The sequence below is a fragment of the Streptomyces sp. NPDC003034 genome (assembly GCF_053591375.1).
The window spans coordinates 33,752-51,416 of the sequence record NZ_JBSFTS010000016.1; the positions used below are offsets into that span (position 1 = coordinate 33,752).

Annotated in this window: 16 protein-coding genes; 5 read left to right on the plus strand and 11 right to left on the minus strand. The window is 74.7% G+C overall.

Going from position 1 to position 17,665, the window contains the following annotated elements; translation table 11 throughout:
- Window positions 1-82 precede the first annotated feature (82 nt).
- Both ACWDX7_RS17600 and ACWDX7_RS17605 read right to left on the minus strand, forming a co-directional pair.
- Window positions 83-394: a hypothetical protein gene (locus ACWDX7_RS17600; protein ID WP_451490963.1), complete on the minus strand. Its 312-nt coding sequence runs from the start codon at window positions 392-394 to the stop codon at window positions 83-85.
- A 227-nt stretch (window positions 395-621) separates the two neighbouring features.
- Window positions 622-2,034: a carboxylate--amine ligase gene (locus ACWDX7_RS17605; protein WP_451490964.1), complete on the minus strand. Its 1,413-nt coding sequence runs from the start codon at window positions 2,032-2,034 to the stop codon at window positions 622-624.
- Between the two features lie 150 nt (window positions 2,035-2,184).
- Between ACWDX7_RS17605 and ACWDX7_RS17610 the strand changes: the two genes are divergently transcribed.
- Window positions 2,185-3,672, plus strand: coding sequence for a glycosyl hydrolase (locus tag ACWDX7_RS17610; RefSeq protein WP_451490965.1), 1,488 nt, complete (start codon window positions 2,185-2,187; stop codon window positions 3,670-3,672).
- A gap of 17 nt (window positions 3,673-3,689) precedes the next feature.
- Here ACWDX7_RS17610 and ACWDX7_RS17615 read toward each other — a convergent pair whose 3' ends face one another.
- The 8 genes from ACWDX7_RS17615 to ACWDX7_RS17650 all read right to left on the minus strand — a co-directional run bounded on the left by ACWDX7_RS17615 (window position 3,690) and on the right by ACWDX7_RS17650 (window position 13,781).
- Window positions 3,690-4,832, minus strand: coding sequence for a GNAT family N-acetyltransferase (locus ACWDX7_RS17615; protein WP_451490966.1), 1,143 nt, complete (start codon window positions 4,830-4,832; stop codon window positions 3,690-3,692).
- Entirely contained in the window at window positions 4,829-5,593 is a 765-nt protein-coding gene (locus tag ACWDX7_RS17620; RefSeq protein WP_451490967.1) for a lipopolysaccharide biosynthesis protein, read from the minus strand. The genes ACWDX7_RS17615 and ACWDX7_RS17620 overlap by 4 nt, the downstream gene beginning before the upstream one ends.
- Before the next feature lie 73 nt (window positions 5,594-5,666).
- Window positions 5,667-6,842, minus strand: coding sequence for a glycosyltransferase (locus ACWDX7_RS17625; protein ID WP_451490968.1), 1,176 nt, complete (start codon window positions 6,840-6,842; stop codon window positions 5,667-5,669).
- On the minus strand, window positions 6,839-7,615 hold the full coding sequence (locus tag ACWDX7_RS17630) for a polysaccharide deacetylase family protein (RefSeq protein ID WP_451490969.1): 777 nt from the start codon (window positions 7,613-7,615) through the stop codon (window positions 6,839-6,841). Before ACWDX7_RS17630 ends, ACWDX7_RS17625 begins: the two co-directional genes overlap by 4 nt.
- A complete protein-coding gene (murJ, locus tag ACWDX7_RS17635; RefSeq protein ID WP_451490970.1) occupies window positions 7,605-9,701 on the minus strand; it encodes a murein biosynthesis integral membrane protein MurJ in 2,097 nt (698 codons plus the stop codon). The genes ACWDX7_RS17630 and murJ overlap by 11 nt, the downstream gene beginning before the upstream one ends.
- Window positions 9,698-11,080 carry an O-antigen ligase family protein gene (locus ACWDX7_RS17640; RefSeq protein WP_451490971.1) on the minus strand — a complete coding sequence of 461 codons (1,383 nt, stop codon included), beginning with the start codon at window positions 11,078-11,080 and terminating at the stop codon, window positions 9,698-9,700. The genes murJ and ACWDX7_RS17640 overlap by 4 nt, the downstream gene beginning before the upstream one ends.
- Entirely contained in the window at window positions 11,080-12,627 is a 1,548-nt protein-coding gene (locus ACWDX7_RS17645) for an exopolysaccharide biosynthesis polyprenyl glycosylphosphotransferase (protein ID WP_451490972.1), read from the minus strand. Before ACWDX7_RS17645 ends, ACWDX7_RS17640 begins: the two co-directional genes overlap by 1 nt.
- Window positions 12,624-13,781, minus strand: coding sequence for a glycosyltransferase (locus tag ACWDX7_RS17650; RefSeq protein WP_451491059.1), 1,158 nt, complete (start codon window positions 13,779-13,781; stop codon window positions 12,624-12,626). The genes ACWDX7_RS17645 and ACWDX7_RS17650 overlap by 4 nt, the downstream gene beginning before the upstream one ends.
- Window positions 13,782-14,437: 656 nt before the next feature.
- Between ACWDX7_RS17650 and ACWDX7_RS17655 the strand changes: the two genes are divergently transcribed.
- The 4 genes from ACWDX7_RS17655 to ACWDX7_RS17670 all read left to right on the plus strand — a co-directional run bounded on the left by ACWDX7_RS17655 (window position 14,438) and on the right by ACWDX7_RS17670 (window position 17,199).
- On the plus strand, window positions 14,438-14,848 hold the full coding sequence (locus ACWDX7_RS17655) for a rodlin (protein ID WP_451490973.1): 411 nt from the start codon (window positions 14,438-14,440) through the stop codon (window positions 14,846-14,848).
- Between the two features lie 251 nt (window positions 14,849-15,099).
- Window positions 15,100-15,333 (plus strand): chaplin, encoded by a 234-nt coding sequence (locus ACWDX7_RS17660; protein ID WP_451490974.1) that lies wholly within the window; start codon window positions 15,100-15,102, stop codon window positions 15,331-15,333.
- Window positions 15,334-15,454: 121 nt separating this feature from the next.
- On the plus strand, window positions 15,455-16,693 hold the full coding sequence (locus tag ACWDX7_RS17665; RefSeq protein WP_451490975.1) for a chaplin family protein: 1,239 nt from the start codon (window positions 15,455-15,457) through the stop codon (window positions 16,691-16,693).
- A gap of 161 nt (window positions 16,694-16,854) precedes the next feature.
- Complete coding sequence (locus ACWDX7_RS17670) at window positions 16,855-17,199, plus strand: hypothetical protein (RefSeq protein WP_451490976.1); 345 nt, start codon at window positions 16,855-16,857, stop codon at window positions 17,197-17,199.
- Between the two features lie 86 nt (window positions 17,200-17,285).
- On the opposite strand, the gene ACWDX7_RS17675 is transcribed toward ACWDX7_RS17670, so the two are convergent.
- Window positions 17,286-17,525: a chaplin gene (locus tag ACWDX7_RS17675; protein WP_451490977.1), complete on the minus strand. Its 240-nt coding sequence runs from the start codon at window positions 17,523-17,525 to the stop codon at window positions 17,286-17,288.
- Window positions 17,526-17,665 lie beyond the last annotated feature (140 nt).

Below are 17,665 nucleotides of genomic sequence, written 5' to 3' on the forward strand. Positions count from 1 at the left end.
CCGCTCCCCGGGGCCGGTCACGGGCCCCTTGCGGGCGTGCTCGGGTCTGTCGCGCTCCGCCGCTGCCAAAGAGACACACCACCTAAAGGCCGGGCCAGCACGGCTGGGAGATGAGCCGCTCCCACTCCTCGTCAGGATGCCCCGGAAGGGTGCGTCCGGCCTCCCGCCAGCGCTTGACGAGGGAGACGTAGATCGTGGCGTGGTCGGCGGGGGACCCGGCCCCGTAGGCGGCCCCGTGCCCGGCCGATCCCCCGTACGGCGCCTGGTACGGGGCCTGGTACGGCTGGTACGGGGGGCCCTGGTCGTATCCGGCGGTCCTGGCCGCCGGGGACTGTTCCGCACGGCTGGCCGGAATGCGCACCCAGCCACGGCCCTGTGCTCGCTCCGCGCTCATCGCGGACCCCTCTCACCGCGGATCTCACCGCGGATACGTCTTCGGATGCCCGGCCGCAGCCCGGTCCCGCCCAGGTCGTGTCGAGCCCGGCAGCGGGCCCCGGGCACCGAGGCGCTTGCGGACTCCTCCCACCAGTCTCCCCGCCGGGGAGCCCGCGCCGTGCACGAATCGCATGGAAGGGCCGAATGAGGGAGCCGTCCGCCGTCCCTGCGCGGCGGCCGGCGCGGTCAGCGTGGCACCAGCCCGTCCGGATCCGACGGGGTCTGCGGCGAGGCGGCGGGCGCGGGCAGGGTCCCGCCGCGCTGACGGGGCGGGCGGGCGGCCGTGGGGGGCGTACGGCGGCGGCCCCGGGCGGGGAGCGTACGCAGGGCGCGCGCCGCCTTGCCCGCGCCCCGCCGCAGGAAGACGGCCAGCATCGCGAGGAACGGCATCAGGTCGTCGGCGGCGAACCAGGCCGCCTCGACCGGCTCCCGCTTCGGCGTGGGCAGCGCCCGCACGGGCCCGGGCCGCGCGGGAGCGGCCCCGGCCGCCGTCCCGGCGGCCGGGGCCGCCGCGCGCAGGCGCGGCAGCGACCGCCCGCGTACGGCCGCCAGCACCGCGTAGTTCTCGGCGAGGAAGACCCGGCCCGGCCCGCCCGAGGGACGCGGTACCCGCTGGCCCGTCAGGTCGAGGTACGTCGCCTGGACGACATCGAGCCCGGCCGCGTCGGTGAACAGCCGGAACTGCGCCCCCGGCCGGGGGTTGAAGTCCACGAGCCGGGGGCGCCCCTCCTCGTCCCGGCGGAAGTCCAGGTCCAGGATCCCCTGGTACCCGAGCCCTTCGGCGATCCGCAGCCCCGCCCCCTCCACCGCCGGGTCGGGCAGCCAGCGCCCCACCGCGGTCAGCCCCGTCCGCAGCGGCCAGGACAGCTCCTTGCGGCCCGACCCGGCGAGCAGCGGCCGCCCGCCCCGGGTGAAGGCGCCGTGGAAGAACCAGTCGGTGTCCGGCCCTGCCGGCAGGAACCGCTGGAGCAGCAGCCGGCTCCCGGCCTCGGCGGAGCGCTCGTACAGTCGGCGGGCCTCGGCGCCGGTGTGCAGGAGCGTGGTGCTCCGCAGCCCGGCGTCCCCGGCGGGCAGCAGCCAGGGCCGGCTCCACTTGGCGATGACGGGCAGCCCGAGGTGCCAGGCCGCCCGGGCCGCCTCCGCCCCGTCGGCCGGCACCACCGTCTCCGGGTGCGGGATGTCCCACCGCGCGCACAGGCGCGACAGCTCGGCTTTGTCGGCCACCCGGGCGGGCAGCCCGTCCGGCTGACGGGGCATCCGGAAACGGTCCGTCAGTCCCGGGGCGGCGCGCGCCAGGGCGATGGCGCTCAGATCGTCCATGGCGAAGAGCACGGCCGCCCGGCCGATCCGCTCCGAGACCGCGGCCAGGCACTCCAGCAGCGCCTCCGGCGCCTCGGGGTCCAGCCCGCCGGCGGGCCCGGGATGCACGGCCCGCAGAAACCGCGACCGGCCCACGGGACCTCCGCCGGCCTCGGCGACGGCATGGACCTCAACGCCCTTGCGCCCGAGGGATCTGACGGCGCCGAGGGTTCCGTGGTGGAACGGATTGCGGTCGAGCCTGAGCAGGACGGCGGGCACGTCGCAGGCGAAGGGGTACATGGAAGCGGTGTCTTTCACCTAGTCGGACCAAGCAGGGGTGATGCGCGGCTGCGAATGGCCTACTCAGCGGTCACCGGACAGGCCGTTCATCAGATGTGGTGCCTAACGTCATGGGCAAGCACACCGGTTCGGGAATGCTCGGGAGGCGCCATGCCCAGACCACGCCGCCGACTGGCGAGCACCTGCGCCGGTACGGTCACGGCCGGACTGCTCGTCACCGGAGCCGCCATCGCGGCGCCCGAGGAGGACGAGGCCCCGGCCTCCTCCGGCATCGCCATGGGCGCCTACCTCCACTACGGCCCGCCCGGAGTGGCCCGCATCCCGCACCTGTCGCGCTGGCTGGGCGGCCGGGAGATCCGGGTCGGCCACACCTACCTGCCCGGTGACCAGTGGGCCGGCATCGAGGGCAACGTCGGCTTCCTCGGCAACTGGGCCCGGTGGCGCAGGGCGAAGCCGGACCGGATGTTCGTACTGAACGTGCCCATGCAGGAGCGCAACGAGGAACGGCTGCCCGATCACGAGGTCGCCGAGCTGATCGGGGCCGGCGCGCGGGGCGCGTACGACCGGCACTTCGCGCGGCTGGCGGAACGGCTGGTGTCGCTGGGCGTTCCGGACACCGTGATCGTGCTCGGCTGGGAGATGAACGGCACCACCTACACGCATCGCTGCGGGCCGGACCCGGAGGGCTGGAAGGTCTACTGGAAGCGGATCGTCAACACGATGCGCGCGGTGCCCGGACAGCGGTTCAAGTTCGATTTCGCCCCCAGCAGGGGGACCGACGCGATCGGCTGGACCTCCTGCTATCCGGGCGACGACGTGGTCGACATCGTCGGCATGGATTCGTACGACCAGGCTCCCGGCCGCACCTTCGACGAGCAGGTGTCCCAGCCGTACGGGCTCCAGCAGCACGTCGACTTCGCGAAAGCACACGGCAAGGAGATCTCGTATCCGGAGTGGGGGCTCTTCCGCCACGGTGACAACCCGGAGTACGTACGGCGCATGCTGAAGTGGATCGAGCAGCACAAGCCGCTCTACCACACCATCACCGACTACTGTCCGCACGGTGTCTGGCAGTGCAAGCAGAACCCGCGGTCCTCGCAGGTGTTCCGGGACGCGCTGACGCCCGAGAGGCCCGGCCCGGTGATCCCCACGCCCCCGATGATCCCCACGCCCCCGATGGTTCCGACGCCCCCGGTCGCGCCCACGCCGGTCCTCCCCACACCGGCCGCGCCCACCCCGGTTGCGCCCACGCCGGTGTTCCCGACCCCCGTGGTCCCCACTCCGGTCCTCCCGACGCCGGCGATGCCGAGCCCCCAGGTGCCCGGGCCCTCGCCCGTGGCCCCCGAGCCGGAGCCGGAGCTCCCGGTGACGCCCAGCCCGCTCGTCCCCACCCCGCAGCTCCCGACCCCGCAGGTCCCCGCACCCGAACCCACACCCGAACCCACCCGCGAGCCCGCCCCGGAGGTCTCCGTCCCGGCCCCGACCCCGCCCAAACCCCAACCGACCCCGCCGCCCGCCAACAGCAGGCAGTGGTGCGTGCCCGTCAGCTTCGGGGAGTGGCTGTCCAAGCTGCTCGGCAAGCAGGCCCTCTGCGTCCAGCTCAACTGGGGCAAGGGCTCCGGCCTCTGGCCGTTCTGAGGACGCCGGGCGCGCCCTCACCGGATGCGCAGTTCGTTCAGCCGCGCCCGCCAGTCCCTGGCGGCCGGCAGCGCCTCCCGCAGCGCGTCCACCGCCCGCTCGCGCCCCGTCACCTGCGACTCGTGCAGGCGCAGCAGGGGCGCGAGCGCGGTCGTGGCCAGCAGGAAACGCTGGTTGACGACCGTCTCGGGCCGCCAGTGGTTCTTGTACGGCTCGTTGCCACGCAGGAAGCTCACCACCGGGCGGCCCTCGGCGCGCGCCCGCGCGGTCTCGTGGCGCAGCAGCAGGGTCGCCACGTCCACCTTGCGGGACCGCAGGTCCGGGTCGGCCCCGTAGAGGTATCCGCCGCTCAGAGCGGCCGAGAGCAGCGTGACGTTGGCCGCCACCACCTTCCCGTCGAGGCGGAACTCCGTCAGCCGTCCCTCACCGGCCCGCACCATCCGCCGGGTGGCCCGGGTCAGGTGCTCGGCGAAGCGGGGCCTCAGGTGCTCGGGGGTCACCCCGCGCCCGCGCCACTGCTTCTCGTGCAGGCGCAGCAAGGTCCGTACGGCGCGCGGTACCTCCTGCTCGGTGACCTCGCGCTCCTCGATCCCGGCCGCGTCGCTCTTGCGGAGCTTGGCCCGCACCCGCTGGCCGCCGGAGGCGGGCATCCGTTTGACCAGCTCCTCGAAGGGCAGCGCGGGCAGTTCCATGCAGGTGGAGTCGGTGAGCCTGCTGCGGACGCCCGGCCACTGCTCGTACAGCGCCTCGGCGGCGGCCCCGGGGCGGACCTCGCGCAGGTCCACCACCGCGCCGCGGGCGGCCCGGTGCAGCCCGCGGGCCAGCGCCGGGACGACCTCGTCGGCGTACGGCGCGGCGACGAGCACGTCGAAGTAGTCGGTGATGGAGCCGCCGAGCGGTACGAGCAGGGGCAGCGGCCGGTGTACGAGCATCAGCGCGGCGGCGCCGACCAGCTCCTCGCCGCGCCGCACGAGGACGATCCGCAGCCGGCCGTCCTTCCCGTACGACAGCCACCAGGAGTGCAGCCAGGCGTGGCTCTGGAAGGGGGTGGCGGTGGCGCAGGAGCGGACGAGCCGGTTCCACGGCTCTTCCAGCGCGGCGAACTGGCGGGAATCACGGCACAGCGTCACCGACAGGGCCACGGGCGAGCCGGAACTCATCGCGCGGACTCCTTCTCCTCGGTCCCGGCGTGCTCACCCTGGGCCGGCAGTGAGGGGTACTCCTCCACGAGCGGTGCACCGCGCTCGGCGCGCCGCACCCGTCCCGCGGGCCGGGCCAGCAGCCACAGCCCGCCGAGCAGCCCGCCCGCGCACATCCCGACGGCCCCGCTGACGGGGGCGGAGGGCGATACGGGATCGGTCGGCGCGACGGCCTGGTTGAACAGCAGCAGCTGGACACCGGTGTTCTTGGCCGCCCGGTTGCCGCTCAGGGACAGGGCGTCCGCGACGGCGTTGGCAATGTCCGCGGCCCCGCCGGGGCTCTTCGAGGTGCCGGTGATGGCGATCATCGGGGACTCGGGGGAGGTCTCGGCCCGCACCTGGGTCCGCAGCTGCCGGGCGCCGATGCCGGCGCGGGGCTGGGCGTAGGCCAGGGTGGAGCTGCTCGTGGCGATGCGGGCGTAGGCCTGGGCGAAGCCGCGGGCGGTGGCCGGGTCGGTGGTGTCGTCGGGTACGGCGATGATGTAACTGGTGGCGGCGTACTCGGGTGCCTTGAGCACTCCGTACGCCCCGCCCGCGGCCAGCCCGATCAGGGCGCAGGCGGGCAACGGCCACCACGCGGGCACGGGGCCAAGACGCCGCCGCGGCCGCAGCCCCCACCGCGGCCCCTTCTTCCCGGAGCCCGGAACGGGCTGCTGCTGGTCGGGCTCCTGGGGCTGGGGCTTCGTCTGCCGGGGCTTCATCTGCTCGTCGGTATCGGCCATGAGGGTGTCGCTTCCTGGGTGGAGGTGGTTCCTTCGGGTCCCGGCCGCAGCGCCGTCCGGGGTTGCGTACGCGTCAGCCCCGCGCGTCCAGCCCCGCCGGAGCGTGCGGCGCCGGCTCTGCGGCCGGGGGCGGTGCGGCGAGCGCGAGGGCGTACACGTCGAGGAGCTGCTCGGCGCTGCGGGCGATGTCGTAGCGGCGTACGACCGGCGGTGCGGGCAGCCGGCGGACGCCCGCCTCCATGTGGCCGCGCAGGGCCGCGATCAGTTCCTCCGTGCCCGCACCGACGCGGCGGGCCCCCGGCGCCTGCTCCGGAGGCAGGTCGTCGATGGCCGGGCAGGTGACGTGCAGGACGGGCAGCCCGGCCGCGAGCGCCTCGACCACGGCGAGCCCGAAGGCCTCCTCCCGCGAGGGCGAGACGAAGACGTCCATGGCGGCGAGCAGCGCCGGGATCCCGGGTGTCCGGCCGTCGGAGCTGTCGCCCAGCGGGTCCCGCTCCCCCAGCAGGTGGACCCGGCTCTGGGCGCCCAGTTCGGCGGCGAGCAGCCGCAGCGCCGCTCGCTCCGGCCCGTCCCCGGCGAGCAGCAGGTGCGCCCCCGGCAGCGCGGCGACGGCGCGCACGAGCACGTCGAACCGCTTGCCCGGTACCAGCCGCCCGACCCCGCCGACCACGAACGCCCGCTCGGGCAGTCCCGTCCGGGCCCGGGCGGCCCGTCGTACGCCCGCGTCGAAGCGGAAGCGGACGGCCTCGATCCCGTTGGGTACGACGTGCACCCGCGCGGCCGGTACCCCCCAGCCCACCAGCCGGGCGGCCACGGTGTCCGACACGGCCACGGTCGCGGCGCCGAGCCGCTCACTGGCCAGGTAGAGCCCCCGTACCCCGCGCGACAGCGGCCGGCCCTCGATCTCGCCCGCGCCGAGGGAGTGTTCGGTGGCCACGACCGCCCCGGCGCCCGCGAGGCGGGCCGCGAGGCGCCCGTAGACGCAGGCCCGGTAAAGGTGGGTGTGTACGAGGTCGTAGCGGCCTCGGCGGATGAACCGCACCAGCTGTGGCAGCGCCCCCAGATCGCGGTTGCCCCGCATCCCCAGGTGCACGACCCGGACCCCGTCGGCCCGCAGCCCCTCGGCCACGGGCCCGGGGTTGGTCAGCGTCAGGACGTCGCACCGCATCGGCATGTGCCGCAGCAGGAGGCGCAGTTGCTGCTCGGCGCCGCCGACGCCGAGCCCGGTGATGATGTGCAGCGCCTTCACAGGTGCACCGCCCGTCGCAGCTCGCGCACCCGGTGGCGCAGTTGCTTGACGCGCAGCCGGGTCCCGCCGTCCGCCTGGCTGATGTGGGTGCGCGCCAGCGCGTACCGGCCGGCGAGGCGGCCGGGCTCGATGGCGCAGGCGTAGCCGTATCCGGCGGCCCGCGTGGCCTCGACCACCCGCGCGTCGAAGTACCCGTACGGGTAGCAGAACCCCTCGGGCAGCGTCCCGGTGAGTTCGCGCAGCAGGTCCCGGCTGCCCCGCAGTTCCTGCTGGAGGACGTCGGCGGTGGCCGCGGTGAGGTCCTGGTGGAGCAGCCCGTGCGAGCCGATCTCCTGGCCGGCGCCCGCGACTTCGCGGATGCCCTCGGCGGTGAGCAGGGACTTGCGCGGTCCCAGCGGGTCCCACACGTTGTCCACGCCGAGCCGCCCGGGCAGCACGAAGAGGGTCGAGGTGAATTCGAGGCGGTGCAGCAGCGGTAGCGCCCGGGTCAGGAAGTCGGTGTATCCGTCGTCGAAGGTCAGTCCGACGAGTCCGGCTCCGCATCCGGCGGCGCGGGCGCGGAGCAGTTCGCCGACGGACACGCCGCGCAGTCCCCGGGAGCGCAGCCAGAGCAGCTGCTCCTCCAGGGCGCGCGGGGTGACGGTGATCCCGTACGGGTCCTCGGCGGGGTCGGTGAACTCGGCGACCGAGTGGTACATCAGGACCCACGGCGCGGCGGTCCGGCGGGCGGGGCCCACCATGGCGGCGGACGCCGCGTCGGTGTCAGCGGGCATTGCGGAACCTCTGCGTGAGCTCGGAGATCTGGGCGGGGAGGGCGGTGACTTCGAGGGCCCGTATGGCCATGCCGGTGGCCCCGAACATGGCGGGGACCAGCAGGCAGCCGAGGGCGGCGCTGAGCATCGGGTCGGGGACCATCGGTCCGGCGATCCAGCCGGTGGCGCACGCGGCGGCGGCGGCCACGGCGAGCCGGCCGATGCTGACGGCGACCCGGCGGAGCTGGATCGGGACGATCCGGGAGCCGAGGCCGGTGAGCAGCAGGACGGCGGTGGTGGAGATGCCGGCCGCGTTGGCGGCGGCGATGCCGTAGACGCCCCACCAGCCGACGGCCAGGGCCCCGGCCACGATGTTGACGAGCAGTCCGGCGCCCATGGCGAGCGCCGGGAACCAGGTGGGGCGGGCGGTGGAGAAGAAGGGCCGGCTGAGCGCGCCGACGAGGCAGTGGCCGAGGAGTCCGAGCCCGTAGATCCGCATGACGGAGGCGGTGACCTGGGTGTCCCGGTGGGTGAAGGCGCCGCGCTCGAAGAGAACCTCGATGATCTGGGGCGCGTACCCGACGACGAGTGCGCAGCCCATCAGGACGGCGAGGGAGGCGAGGGCGAGGTCGCGCTCGACGCGCCGCCGGGCCTTGTCGAGCTCGCCGCCGGCCATGGCCTGGGCGACGACGGGGAAGGTGACGGTGCAGATCATCAGGGAGAGCACCATCGGCATCTGCGCGACCTTCTGCGCGTAGTTGAGGTGCGAGATCGCGCCGGAGGGCAGGGAGGCGGCGAGGAACCTCTCCACGAGCACCTGGGACTGGCGGAAGACGGCGAAGAAGATGACGGGCGCGATCAGCCCGAAGGCGATGAGGGTGGGCCGGTCCCGGTCGCGCTGGCTGCGCGGGGCGGCCTGGGCGCGGCGCGGTCCGAAGCCCACGTTCCGGATGAAGGCGGGCAGTTGGACGAGGACCATCAGCAGCCCGCCGGCCGCGACCCCGGCGGCGGCCGCCCGCACCCCCCACAGGGCGTGCAGGGCCACCATCGTGCCGATGATCCCGATGTTGTACGAGACGTAGATCGCGGCCGGTGGCACGAACGAGCGGTGCGCGCGCAAGGCCGCGCTGAAGTAGCCGGCGATCCCGAAGCAGACCACGGTCAGCGAGGTCAGCCGGGTGCACTGGACGGCCAGTTCGGGATCGGGCAGGCCGGGCGCGAGCACGGCCACGACGAGCGGGGCGGCCACGATGAGTACGGAGGCCACCGCGGCCAGGAACACGGCGAGCCGCGGCAGGGTCGCCCCGACGAGCAGCCGGACGGGGTCCTGCGCGCGGGCCTCGCGGCGGGTGAGCCCGGCGCGACCGGCCGCCCTCCGGGCCAGGGCGTGGCTGAACGCGGGCACCATCAGCAGGGCCATGGCGTCCTCGATCAGCAGCGTCGAGGCCATCTCGGGCACGGTCCAGGCGATCAGGAAGGCGTCGCTGTCGTGCCCGGCGCCGAAGAGGTGGGCGATGGTCTGGTCCCGGACCAGCCCGAACACCGCCCCGGCGGCGGTCAGTGCGGCCGTGACGGCGGCGGCCTTGGCCAGGAACCGGCCGAGCGGGGCGCCGGTGCCCGCGGCGCCCGGTGCGGGCGGAGCTTCGCAGCGGCCGATGCGGGGCGCCCGCGGTCCGGCGGCGGGTCCCGCCGCCGGAGCCTGCGCCCGGACCCCCGCCGTCCGTGCCGCCACCCGTACTCCCGACTGCCCGGCCGGGCTGAAACCGGGGTCCGGCCCGGCGGTCGGGGCCACGGCGGCGGGACTCGTCAGCCGGGCCGCCGGACGGCCCGCGTGCGCGGGCAGGCCGAAGGGCTCGGGCCCGCCGTCCGGACGGGACGCCGCCGCGCCCGGCTCCGGGACGCCCGGCACCGCACGGCCACCGCCCCGGACCCCGGCGGTGTCCGGGACCGGCTCCGGGACGGCCGGCACCGGACGGGTACCGCCCCGGCCCCCGGGGCGGTCACCCGCGCCGGCGTCCGGGGGGCGGACCGGGCGGGCCTGGGCACGGGCCGGGCCCGCCCCGGCCGCAGGGCCGGAGGCGGGCCGCCGGGGCGTCGTGTCCGTCACCCGCGGACCGCCTCGGGGCCGGTACGCGGGCCCCGCGAGGCGGCGTCGGCCGGGCCGCCCGCCTCCGGCCCGCCGGACGGCAGCGCCCACCACGCGGACAGGCCGATGATCACACCGGTCAGGACGGTGGACGGCCCGCCGATGTCCGCGTAGAGGAAGTCGGTCAGCTGCCACACGAGCAGTCCGGTCGCGATCAGCCCGCAGTCCCGGATCGCGCACCCGCGGGCCAGCCGGCGCAGCCCCGCGACCAGCAGCGCCGCCCAGCCGCCCGCGAGTGCGGTCAGCCCGATCAGCCCCTGCTCGCTGAGGATCAGCAGGTACATGTTGTGCGGGGAGAGCAGCGGCTGGCGGATGTACCTCTGCCCCGCGCCGGCGGTGTCGCTGCCGGAGGACAGGCCCAGCGAGGCGTGCCCGTCCCGGTGGGCGGGGAAGCCCTTCAGCCCGACCCCGGTGGCGGGCCGTTCGCGCCACATCGACTCGGCGGCGGCCCACATCGTGTAGCGGTCGGTCACCGACTGGTCGGGCGCGCTGGACACCTGCGTGATGGAGGTCAGCCGCTCCGCGACCATCGCGGAGCCGGCCCCGAGCCCGCCCACCAGGACGACCCCGGCCGCGGTCAGCGCGAGCAGCACCTTCAGGGCCCGCCGGATGCCCGCGAGGAGCATCACGAGCACCGCGGCGCCGAGGGTGGCGATCCACGCGCCCCGGCTGAAGGACAGCACCAGCGGCAGCACCAGCGCGAGCGCGGCGCCCCCGGCCGCGCGCCGGACCTTCCGCGGTACCCCGGGCGCCAGTGCGGCGGCCGTCGCGACGATCAGCCCGTAGGAGACGACGGTGGCCATGCCCATGACGTCACCGGGGCCGAAGGTGCCCACGGCCCTGATGTCCTCGCCCTGGTACGAGGCCCCGGTGCCGGTGGCGAACTGCGCGACGCCCACCGCGCCCTGCACCAGCGCCAGGACCACGAAGCACCCGGCGGCCAGCCGGAACTCCCGTGGGTCGCGCACCAGCAGCACCACGGCCGCCGGGACGAGCACGAACACCTGGAGGTAGCGCACGAAGCCGGGCAGGGCGGCGTACGGATCCGCGGCGGTCGCAGTGGCCACGGCGAGTCCCACGGCGGGCAGGCCGAGCACCAGCACGCCCAGCGGGGTCAGCGCCCGCGCCCGGCCGCGCACCGCCTGCACCGCGCACACCAGGACGAGGAGCAGGGAGGCGGCGTCGGCGGGGCCGACCTTCCCGGAGGCGGCCGCGTCCCCGGCCGGAAGCGGGGCGAGGAGGAACAGCACCGTCCCGGCGAGCGGCAGCAGCGGCCAGTGCCGGCGCAGCGGGCCCGGTACACCGGGCCGTACACCGGCCGCACCCACCGCGAGGCTCATCAACTGCCCCCCAGCCTGAACCGGAAGAAGGAGGCGGCCGTGCGGGCCAGGATCCACAGGTCCTGCCAGAGCGACCAGGTGTCGATGTAGTGGTTGTCGAAGCGGGCCCGGTCCTCGATGGAGGTGTCCCCGCGCAGGCCGTTGATCTGGGCGAGGCCGGTGATGCCGACCGGCATCCGGTGGCGGGCCTCGTAGCCGGGGTGCACGGTGCTGAACTTGGCGACGAAGAAGGGCCGCTCGGGACGCGGTCCGACCAGGCTCATGTCACCCCGGACCACGTTCCACAACTGCGGCAGCTCGTCCAGCGAGGACTTGCGCAGGAAGGAGCCGACGCGGCTCATCCCGCGGTCGCCCGCGACCGTCCACCGGGTGGCGGACTCGTGCTCGTCGGCGCGCAGGGTACGGAACTTCAGCAGCGTGAAGGGGCGGCCGTACAGCCCGACCCGCTCCTGCCGGAAGATCACCCCCGGTCCGTCCCACACCCGTACGGCCAGCGCGCAGGCGGCCATCACGGGCGCGGCGGCGACCAGCGCCACCAGGGCCAGCACGGCGTCGATGACCCGCTTGGCCCGGCGCTCCAGCGGCCGGGCCGGCCGCGGCAGCAGGGGCTGTACGGCGTACCCCCACAGCTGGTCGGCGGGGTGCGCCAGCCGCATGCCCGTCACCTTGGCGGTGCCGGCGGGGTCGGCGAGCCAGAGCCGGCAGCCGTGGTCGTGGAAGAGCCGGACCAGGGAGGCGGTGCGCTCGTCGGCCTCGGGCGGGCGGGTGAAGACCGCGTGCCGCACCGAGTTCTGGATGACCGCGCGCCGGATGTCCTCGTGGGTGGCGAGGACCGGCAGGGCGCGGGACCGTGCCGGAGCCTGGCCGCCGGCGGCCGCGGTGTCGGCGAGCCCGACGGGGCGCAGCCCGTACTCGGGGCGCCCGTGCAGCGCGGCGGCCACCGCGCCCGCCCCGCTCCCGCTCCCGCTCCCGGGCCCGACCACGAGGGCGGAGGCCGGCCTGCGGACGGCCGCGCGCCGGTGCAGGACGTTGACGAACCCGCGCCCCGCGCACACCAGTACGGCCTGCAGGCAGACGGCGCTGAGCAGCACGTTCCAGCCCAGGACGTGGCTCGGGCCGGCGGCGGCCAGGACGGTGGCGGCCGCGCACCACACGACGGCGGACCGCCCGGCCAGCGCGGGCAGTTCGAGCAGCGCGGAGGGCGCGAGCCGCGGCCGGTACAGCCCGGCCTGCGCGTGCAGCGCGGCCAGCAGGACGGCGGCCGGCGCCGCCGCCCCGAGCCCCAGCGCCGGGCCGGAGAGGAGCACCGTGGTCAGTACGACGGCCAGCGCGTCGGCGGTCAGCAGCGGGAGCACCCCGTCCCGGCGGCGGGCCCGCTGCGGCCGTACCGCACTGCGCGCCTGCTCGGCGCGGGGCCTGCGCGGCGCGAGGAGGGCGGTCACGGAACGGCGGGCTTCCGCGGGTGACGCGGGCGCGAAGGCCCTGCCGCCGACCGGCCCCGTACCGCCCTGCCCGGTGTGCCGGGCGGGTGCGCTGTCCATCGTCATCGGGTGATGCGCTCCTGGTTCGAGGGCCGGGGCCTGCCCAGCAGTTCGTAGTACAGGCCGGTGACCGCGTCCGTGGTCCGCCGCACGTCGAAGTCGGTTCGGGCGTGCTGCCCGGCCTGCTCGCCGAGTTCGGCGAGCAGCCGCGGTTCGGCGAGCAGCCGTCCCAGGGCCTTGGCCAGCGCCGTCGGGTCCTCCGGCGGCACCAGGCACAGCCGGCGCTGGCCGGGCGGCAGGCTTTCCCGGGCCCCGCTGACGTCGGAGACCAGGACCGGGCGGCCGCAGGCCATGGCTTCGAGCGGCGCGAGGGCCATGCCTTCCCACCGCGACGGCAGTACAACGAGATCGGCGGCCCGAAGCCACGGTCGGATGTCGCGGGCCGCCCCGGCGAAGAGCACTCCGGGCGGGGCCGCGCGCCGGAGCCGTTCGGCGTCGGGGCCCTCGCCGACGAGGGCGAGGCGGGCTCCGGGGACGGCTCCGAGCAGCTGGGGCCAGGCCCGCAGCAGGACGTCCTGCCCCTTCTGCCGGCAGAGCCGGCCGACGCAGACGGCGAGCGGGCCGTCGCCCCGGAAGGCGGCGGGCAGCGGGAGTTCGGCCCGTGCCCGGGCCCTGTCCTCGTCGCGGTCCGGTCCGCCGGGGCGGAAGTGCTCCAGGTCCACACCGTTGCGGATCACCGACCAGGGGGCGGTGATGCCCTCGGACTCGCCCGCGCGGCGTTCGGCCTCGCTGACGCAGAGCACCCGGTCGGCCCAGCGCGCCCCGTACCTCTCCCAGCGCAGGGCGAGCGCGGCGGTGGCTCCGCCGACGGCGTCGAAGGACCAGGCGTGCGGCTGGAAGACGGTGGGCAGGGCCCCGCGCACGGCGAGCCTGCCCGCCAGCCCGGCCTTGGCGCTGTGGGCGTGCAGCAGATCCGGCCGGACGCGGCGCACGAGCCGCGCGGCGCCGATCACCTCGGCGGGCAGCCCCGGCCCCGGAGCCCGCCCGGCGCGCCAGGCGAGCACCTCGGCGCCGACTGCCCGGGCGGCGTCGGCGAGCCGTCCGCCGCGCGGGCAGCCCACGACGACGCGGTGCCCGGAGGCCGACTGGGCGCGGGCGAGGTCGACGACGACCCGGGCGACCCCGCCGTCGACGGGCTGGACGAGATGGAGGACGGTCATGGGCCGTGCGGCCGGGGACGGTGCGGTCGAAGGTGGTGTCGGCACGCGGAGCGATCTCCTACGTTCAGCGGCGCGCGTCTGTCCGAGTGAGGAGCACGCCGAGGAAGGGCCCTGGGTTTCGCCCGTGACCTGGACTGCGAGGCGGCGGGGCGCTCTCTGGACGGCGCGGTTGCCTGGGGGAGCACGTCCGCGCCACATCCGAGGCATTCATATGTTCGGCTTATCGCATGAATGAGCGACGTTCGAATGCCGGAACCGTAGAATTCGGACCATCAATACCCCCGTGACCAACCCCCCGATAACGTCGCGTGAACGCCGCCCAGGGGGGAACCCATGACCTGTCTCCATTTTCGATCAAGGAAAACAAAAGCAGGAGTGAACTTTGTCAGAAATCAGGCTGGAAATCACGTCGGACTCGCCCGTACGGCCTTTTGGGCGATAGCACGCACCCTCCCCGCGAGCAGGTCGTTATATCGGGTACCGCCGTTCGAACCAGCCCCGATGAACTTGGTTCGACCACTCCAGCGTGACCACCCGGCCGTCAACCGCACGATCCGAAACGGCGGCATCCGGGTGAAGCCACGCAACCCGGAGCAGGGCCGGGCCGTTGACCCGAGTGCTCCGGTACCGGGCAATACCGCGAAAAAGGGACGACAATGATCAAGAAGATGATGGCCACGGCAGCGGTTGCGGCCTCTGCCGTGGGCATGGGTGCCGCCATGGCGCCGCAGGCGATGGCCATCGGCAACGACAACGGCATCAACACCGTGAACGGCAACGGCGCCTCGCAGATCTACGGCAACCAGGCCACCTACGGCCACATGAGCCCGCAGATGGCGCTGATCCAGGGCTCCTTCAACAAGCCCTGCATCGCCCTGCCCGCCAAGGCCAACGTGCAGTCCATCCTCGCCCTGGTCAACGTTGGCATCCAGGACATCAACGTCCTGTCCAACCCGCAGACCCAGCAGTGCACCGAGAACTCCACCCAGGCCAAGGGCGACGAGGCCCTCTCGCACATCCTGGACAACATCCCGATCCTCTCGGGCAACGTCTCCTCCGGCAGCTGACCCGAGCCGCGCCAGCGAGGCCGCCGCACCTTCGGGTCGCGGCGGCCTCGCCGCGTGCGGGACAGGCTCACCGGTCCCGCCGGCCCGTCGGCAGCTGTGAATACCGGCGCGAACCCCCTGCTGCCCGAATTCGGGACCGCGCATCGGGGTGAATTACTGAAAAGCCGTCGGGAACATGCGGTTTCCTTTCCCGGAGCCGCTCGTTACAAATTCTGCAGTGGATACGCCCCTGCGGGAAGGATAGAAATCAAATGAAGTACAAGAAGGCAGTGGTGCTGGCCGCCGGCGCTCTGATGGCCACCGGTGCCGCCTCCCCCGCCATGGCCGACGCCAACGCCAAGGGCGCGGCCGTGGGTTCCCCGGGCGTCCTGTCCGGCAACCTCATCCAGGTTCCCGTGCACATCCCGGTGAACGTCTGCGGCAACACCGTCAACGTGATCGCGCTGCTGAACCCGACGTTCGGCAACACCTGCGTCAACGACTGACGAAGCGCCTGTGCCCGCAAGGGCAGACCTCCTCGGGGTGGCCTCGGAGTGCACGGCGGTGCACTCCGAGGCCGCCTTCGATTCAGCACCGGCCACAGCGCTGGTAGACAGGGAAGGACCCATGCGACAGGTACTGAGCCGACAAGTGCTGGGCAAGGGGATGCTCACGGCGGCGGCCGCCTCCAGCCTGCTGTCGATCGCGACCGGCGCGGCCTACGCGCACTCCGGGGCGACGGCCGAAGCCTCGCACTCACCGGGTGTGCTGTCCGGCAACAGCGTCTCGGTACCGATCACCTTCGCCCCGAACGTATGCGGCAACAGTGTGGACGGCGGTGCCGCGCTCAATCCCTCGATGGGGAACACCTGCGTCACCACGACCGGCTCGGACGTCGACTACGACTACGAGCACCACCTCAGCCCCGAACACGCCGAGGCGTTCGAGCGCTACCTCGACGAGCGCGGACCGCGGCACGCGTCGCCCCAGCGCGACGAGGAACCCCGCCACGGGACCCCGCAGCACCGGGCGCCCCGGCATGCCGCCCCCAAGCACGCGGCCCCGGCCCACGATGCACCGCAGCACGCGGCGCCCGAACACGAGGCCCCCCGCCACGAGGGACCACGGCACGAAGCCCCGGACCACGCGGGCCCGGACCACGAGGCACCACGGCATGAGGCGGCTCCTCGCCCCGGCGGGCACGGGCACCCGGGCGAGGAGGAGTGCGACGACCACCCCGAGTCGGCCCAGCCCCGTCCCCCGCACGACGCACCTCACGACGGGCCGCACCACGCGCCTCCCGGAGCGGAGCACCCGGACCCCCATCCGCTCCCGGGCCCCGACGGGCCCGAGGGCCCCGACGGCGAGGAGCCCGGGCCGGCTCCGCTTCCCGCGCCCGACCCGGCCCCGGCGCCCCCGGTCTGGGAGGCACCGCAGCCGCTCCCCGCACCGGACGCCGCCCCCGAGTCGGCCGAGGAGGCGCCGCGACCGCTCCCGGCGCCCGCACCGCAGGTACCGGCTCCCGCGCCGGCCGCGGAGGAAGAGCCCGCGCCCCGGCCGCCGCACGGGAGCCAGCCCGTAGAGCTGACGGCCCCGGAGGCCGTACGTCCGGCGGACCAGCCGCCGGCCGCCCCCGCCGGTGACACCCCCGTGCACCTGCCCGCGGCGGCCGCTCCGGCGCCCGCACCGGCGCCCGCACCGGCGCCGGCGGGCCTGCCCGCCGCCTCGCCAGCCCCCGCACCGGCTCGGGTGACCGGGCCGATGCTGGCGGAAACCGGCGCCGGTCAGCCCGCCGCCGCCGCGGCTCTCGCGTCGGCCTTGATTCTGGGCGGCGCCATTTTGTACCGGCGGTCCCGTATCGCCTGACAGGCAATAGCGTCATCAGAAGAGATATCGGCCGGAGAATCGCTTGTCGGATTCTCCGGCCGCTTCATTGTCCCCCTGCCGACCGCGTTTCCGCAGCGGCGGGCAGTCGTTACCCAGGGCGAAAGCGGCGCGACGGTCGCCGCTGGAAAAGGAATGCGATAATGAAGCTCACGAAGGTCGCCGCTGTCGTCGCCGGCTCCGTAGCCGCCCTCGGCGCCTCCGCTCCCGCCTTCGCCGCCGAGGCGCCGGTCCCGATGCCCCCCATGAGCCTGACCAGCGGGGTGACGGAGACCCTGAACGCCGCCGGCCCGATCTCGGAGGGGCTCCCGCAGACCGTCGGCAACGCCCTGGCCGAGCAGGGGGACACCGTCAACAAGGTCATGGGCACGGCCCAGCGCGTCAACCACTTGCGCAATGACGTGCCCGGCGAGGTGCTCAAGCTCGCGAACGGCGCCACCCAGTCGAACCCGATGCTCGGGGGCGTCAAGCTCAACGGCGGCAGCTGAGCCGTACGGCTTCTCCGCACGCCGATATGACTGTGGGCGCCACCGGCGAGGCCGGTGGCGCCCACAGTCATATGGGGCGACTGAGGTCAGTCGTTGATGCACACGTTGCCGAACGCGGGGTTCAGCGCGCCGACCACGTTGACGGAGTTGCCGCAGACGTTGATCGGGATGTGGACCGGGACCTGGAGCAGGTTGCCCGAGAGGACACCGGGGGAACCCACGGCCGCGCCCTCGGCCGTAGCGTCGGCGACGGCGGAGCCCGCGGCACCGGCCGCAGCGAGACCTGCGGTGGCCAGGACCAGGGCGGCCTTCTTGGCAGAGTTCATGGGGAGTGCACCTTCTGTTCGATGTTCTGCCCCTATGCCGGGGCTCACACCGAGCGAAACGGTCCACTGGCCCAGACGACACGGCCACGCGCACGATCAGACCTGTTCAGCTCAACGATCGCCAGCGCGTGCGACTCCAC

What these genes read in the sequence shown, in the direction of transcription:
- ACWDX7_RS17670 (WP_451490976.1), top strand. Translation starts at nt 16,855, where the DNA reads ATGAAGCTCACGAAGGTCGCCGCTGTCGTCGCCGGCTCCGTAGCCGCC.
- ACWDX7_RS17610 (WP_451490965.1), top strand. Translation starts at nt 2,185, where the DNA reads ATGCCCAGACCACGCCGCCGACTGGCGAGCACCTGCGCCGGTACGGTC.
- ACWDX7_RS17665 (WP_451490975.1), top strand. Translation starts at nt 15,455, where the DNA reads ATGCGACAGGTACTGAGCCGACAAGTGCTGGGCAAGGGGATGCTCACG.
- ACWDX7_RS17630 (WP_451490969.1), bottom strand. Translation starts at nt 7,615, where the DNA reads ATGCCCGCTGACACCGACGCGGCGTCCGCCGCCATGGTGGGCCCCGCC.
- ACWDX7_RS17620 (WP_451490967.1), bottom strand. Translation starts at nt 5,593, where the DNA reads ATGGCCGATACCGACGAGCAGATGAAGCCCCGGCAGACGAAGCCCCAG.
- ACWDX7_RS17640 (WP_451490971.1), bottom strand. Translation starts at nt 11,080, where the DNA reads ATGAGCCTCGCGGTGGGTGCGGCCGGTGTACGGCCCGGTGTACCGGGC.
- ACWDX7_RS17675 (WP_451490977.1), bottom strand. Translation starts at nt 17,525, where the DNA reads ATGAACTCTGCCAAGAAGGCCGCCCTGGTCCTGGCCACCGCAGGTCTC.
- ACWDX7_RS17600 (WP_451490963.1), bottom strand. Translation starts at nt 394, where the DNA reads ATGAGCGCGGAGCGAGCACAGGGCCGTGGCTGGGTGCGCATTCCGGCC.
- ACWDX7_RS17660 (WP_451490974.1), top strand. Translation starts at nt 15,100, where the DNA reads ATGAAGTACAAGAAGGCAGTGGTGCTGGCCGCCGGCGCTCTGATGGCC.
- ACWDX7_RS17615 (WP_451490966.1), bottom strand. Translation starts at nt 4,832, where the DNA reads ATGAGTTCCGGCTCGCCCGTGGCCCTGTCGGTGACGCTGTGCCGTGAT.
- ACWDX7_RS17645 (WP_451490972.1), bottom strand. Translation starts at nt 12,627, where the DNA reads ATGACGATGGACAGCGCACCCGCCCGGCACACCGGGCAGGGCGGTACG.
- ACWDX7_RS17655 (WP_451490973.1), top strand. Translation starts at nt 14,438, where the DNA reads ATGATCAAGAAGATGATGGCCACGGCAGCGGTTGCGGCCTCTGCCGTG.
- ACWDX7_RS17650 (WP_451491059.1), bottom strand. Translation starts at nt 13,781, where the DNA reads ATGACCGTCCTCCATCTCGTCCAGCCCGTCGACGGCGGGGTCGCCCGG.
- ACWDX7_RS17605 (WP_451490964.1), bottom strand. Translation starts at nt 2,034, where the DNA reads ATGTACCCCTTCGCCTGCGACGTGCCCGCCGTCCTGCTCAGGCTCGAC.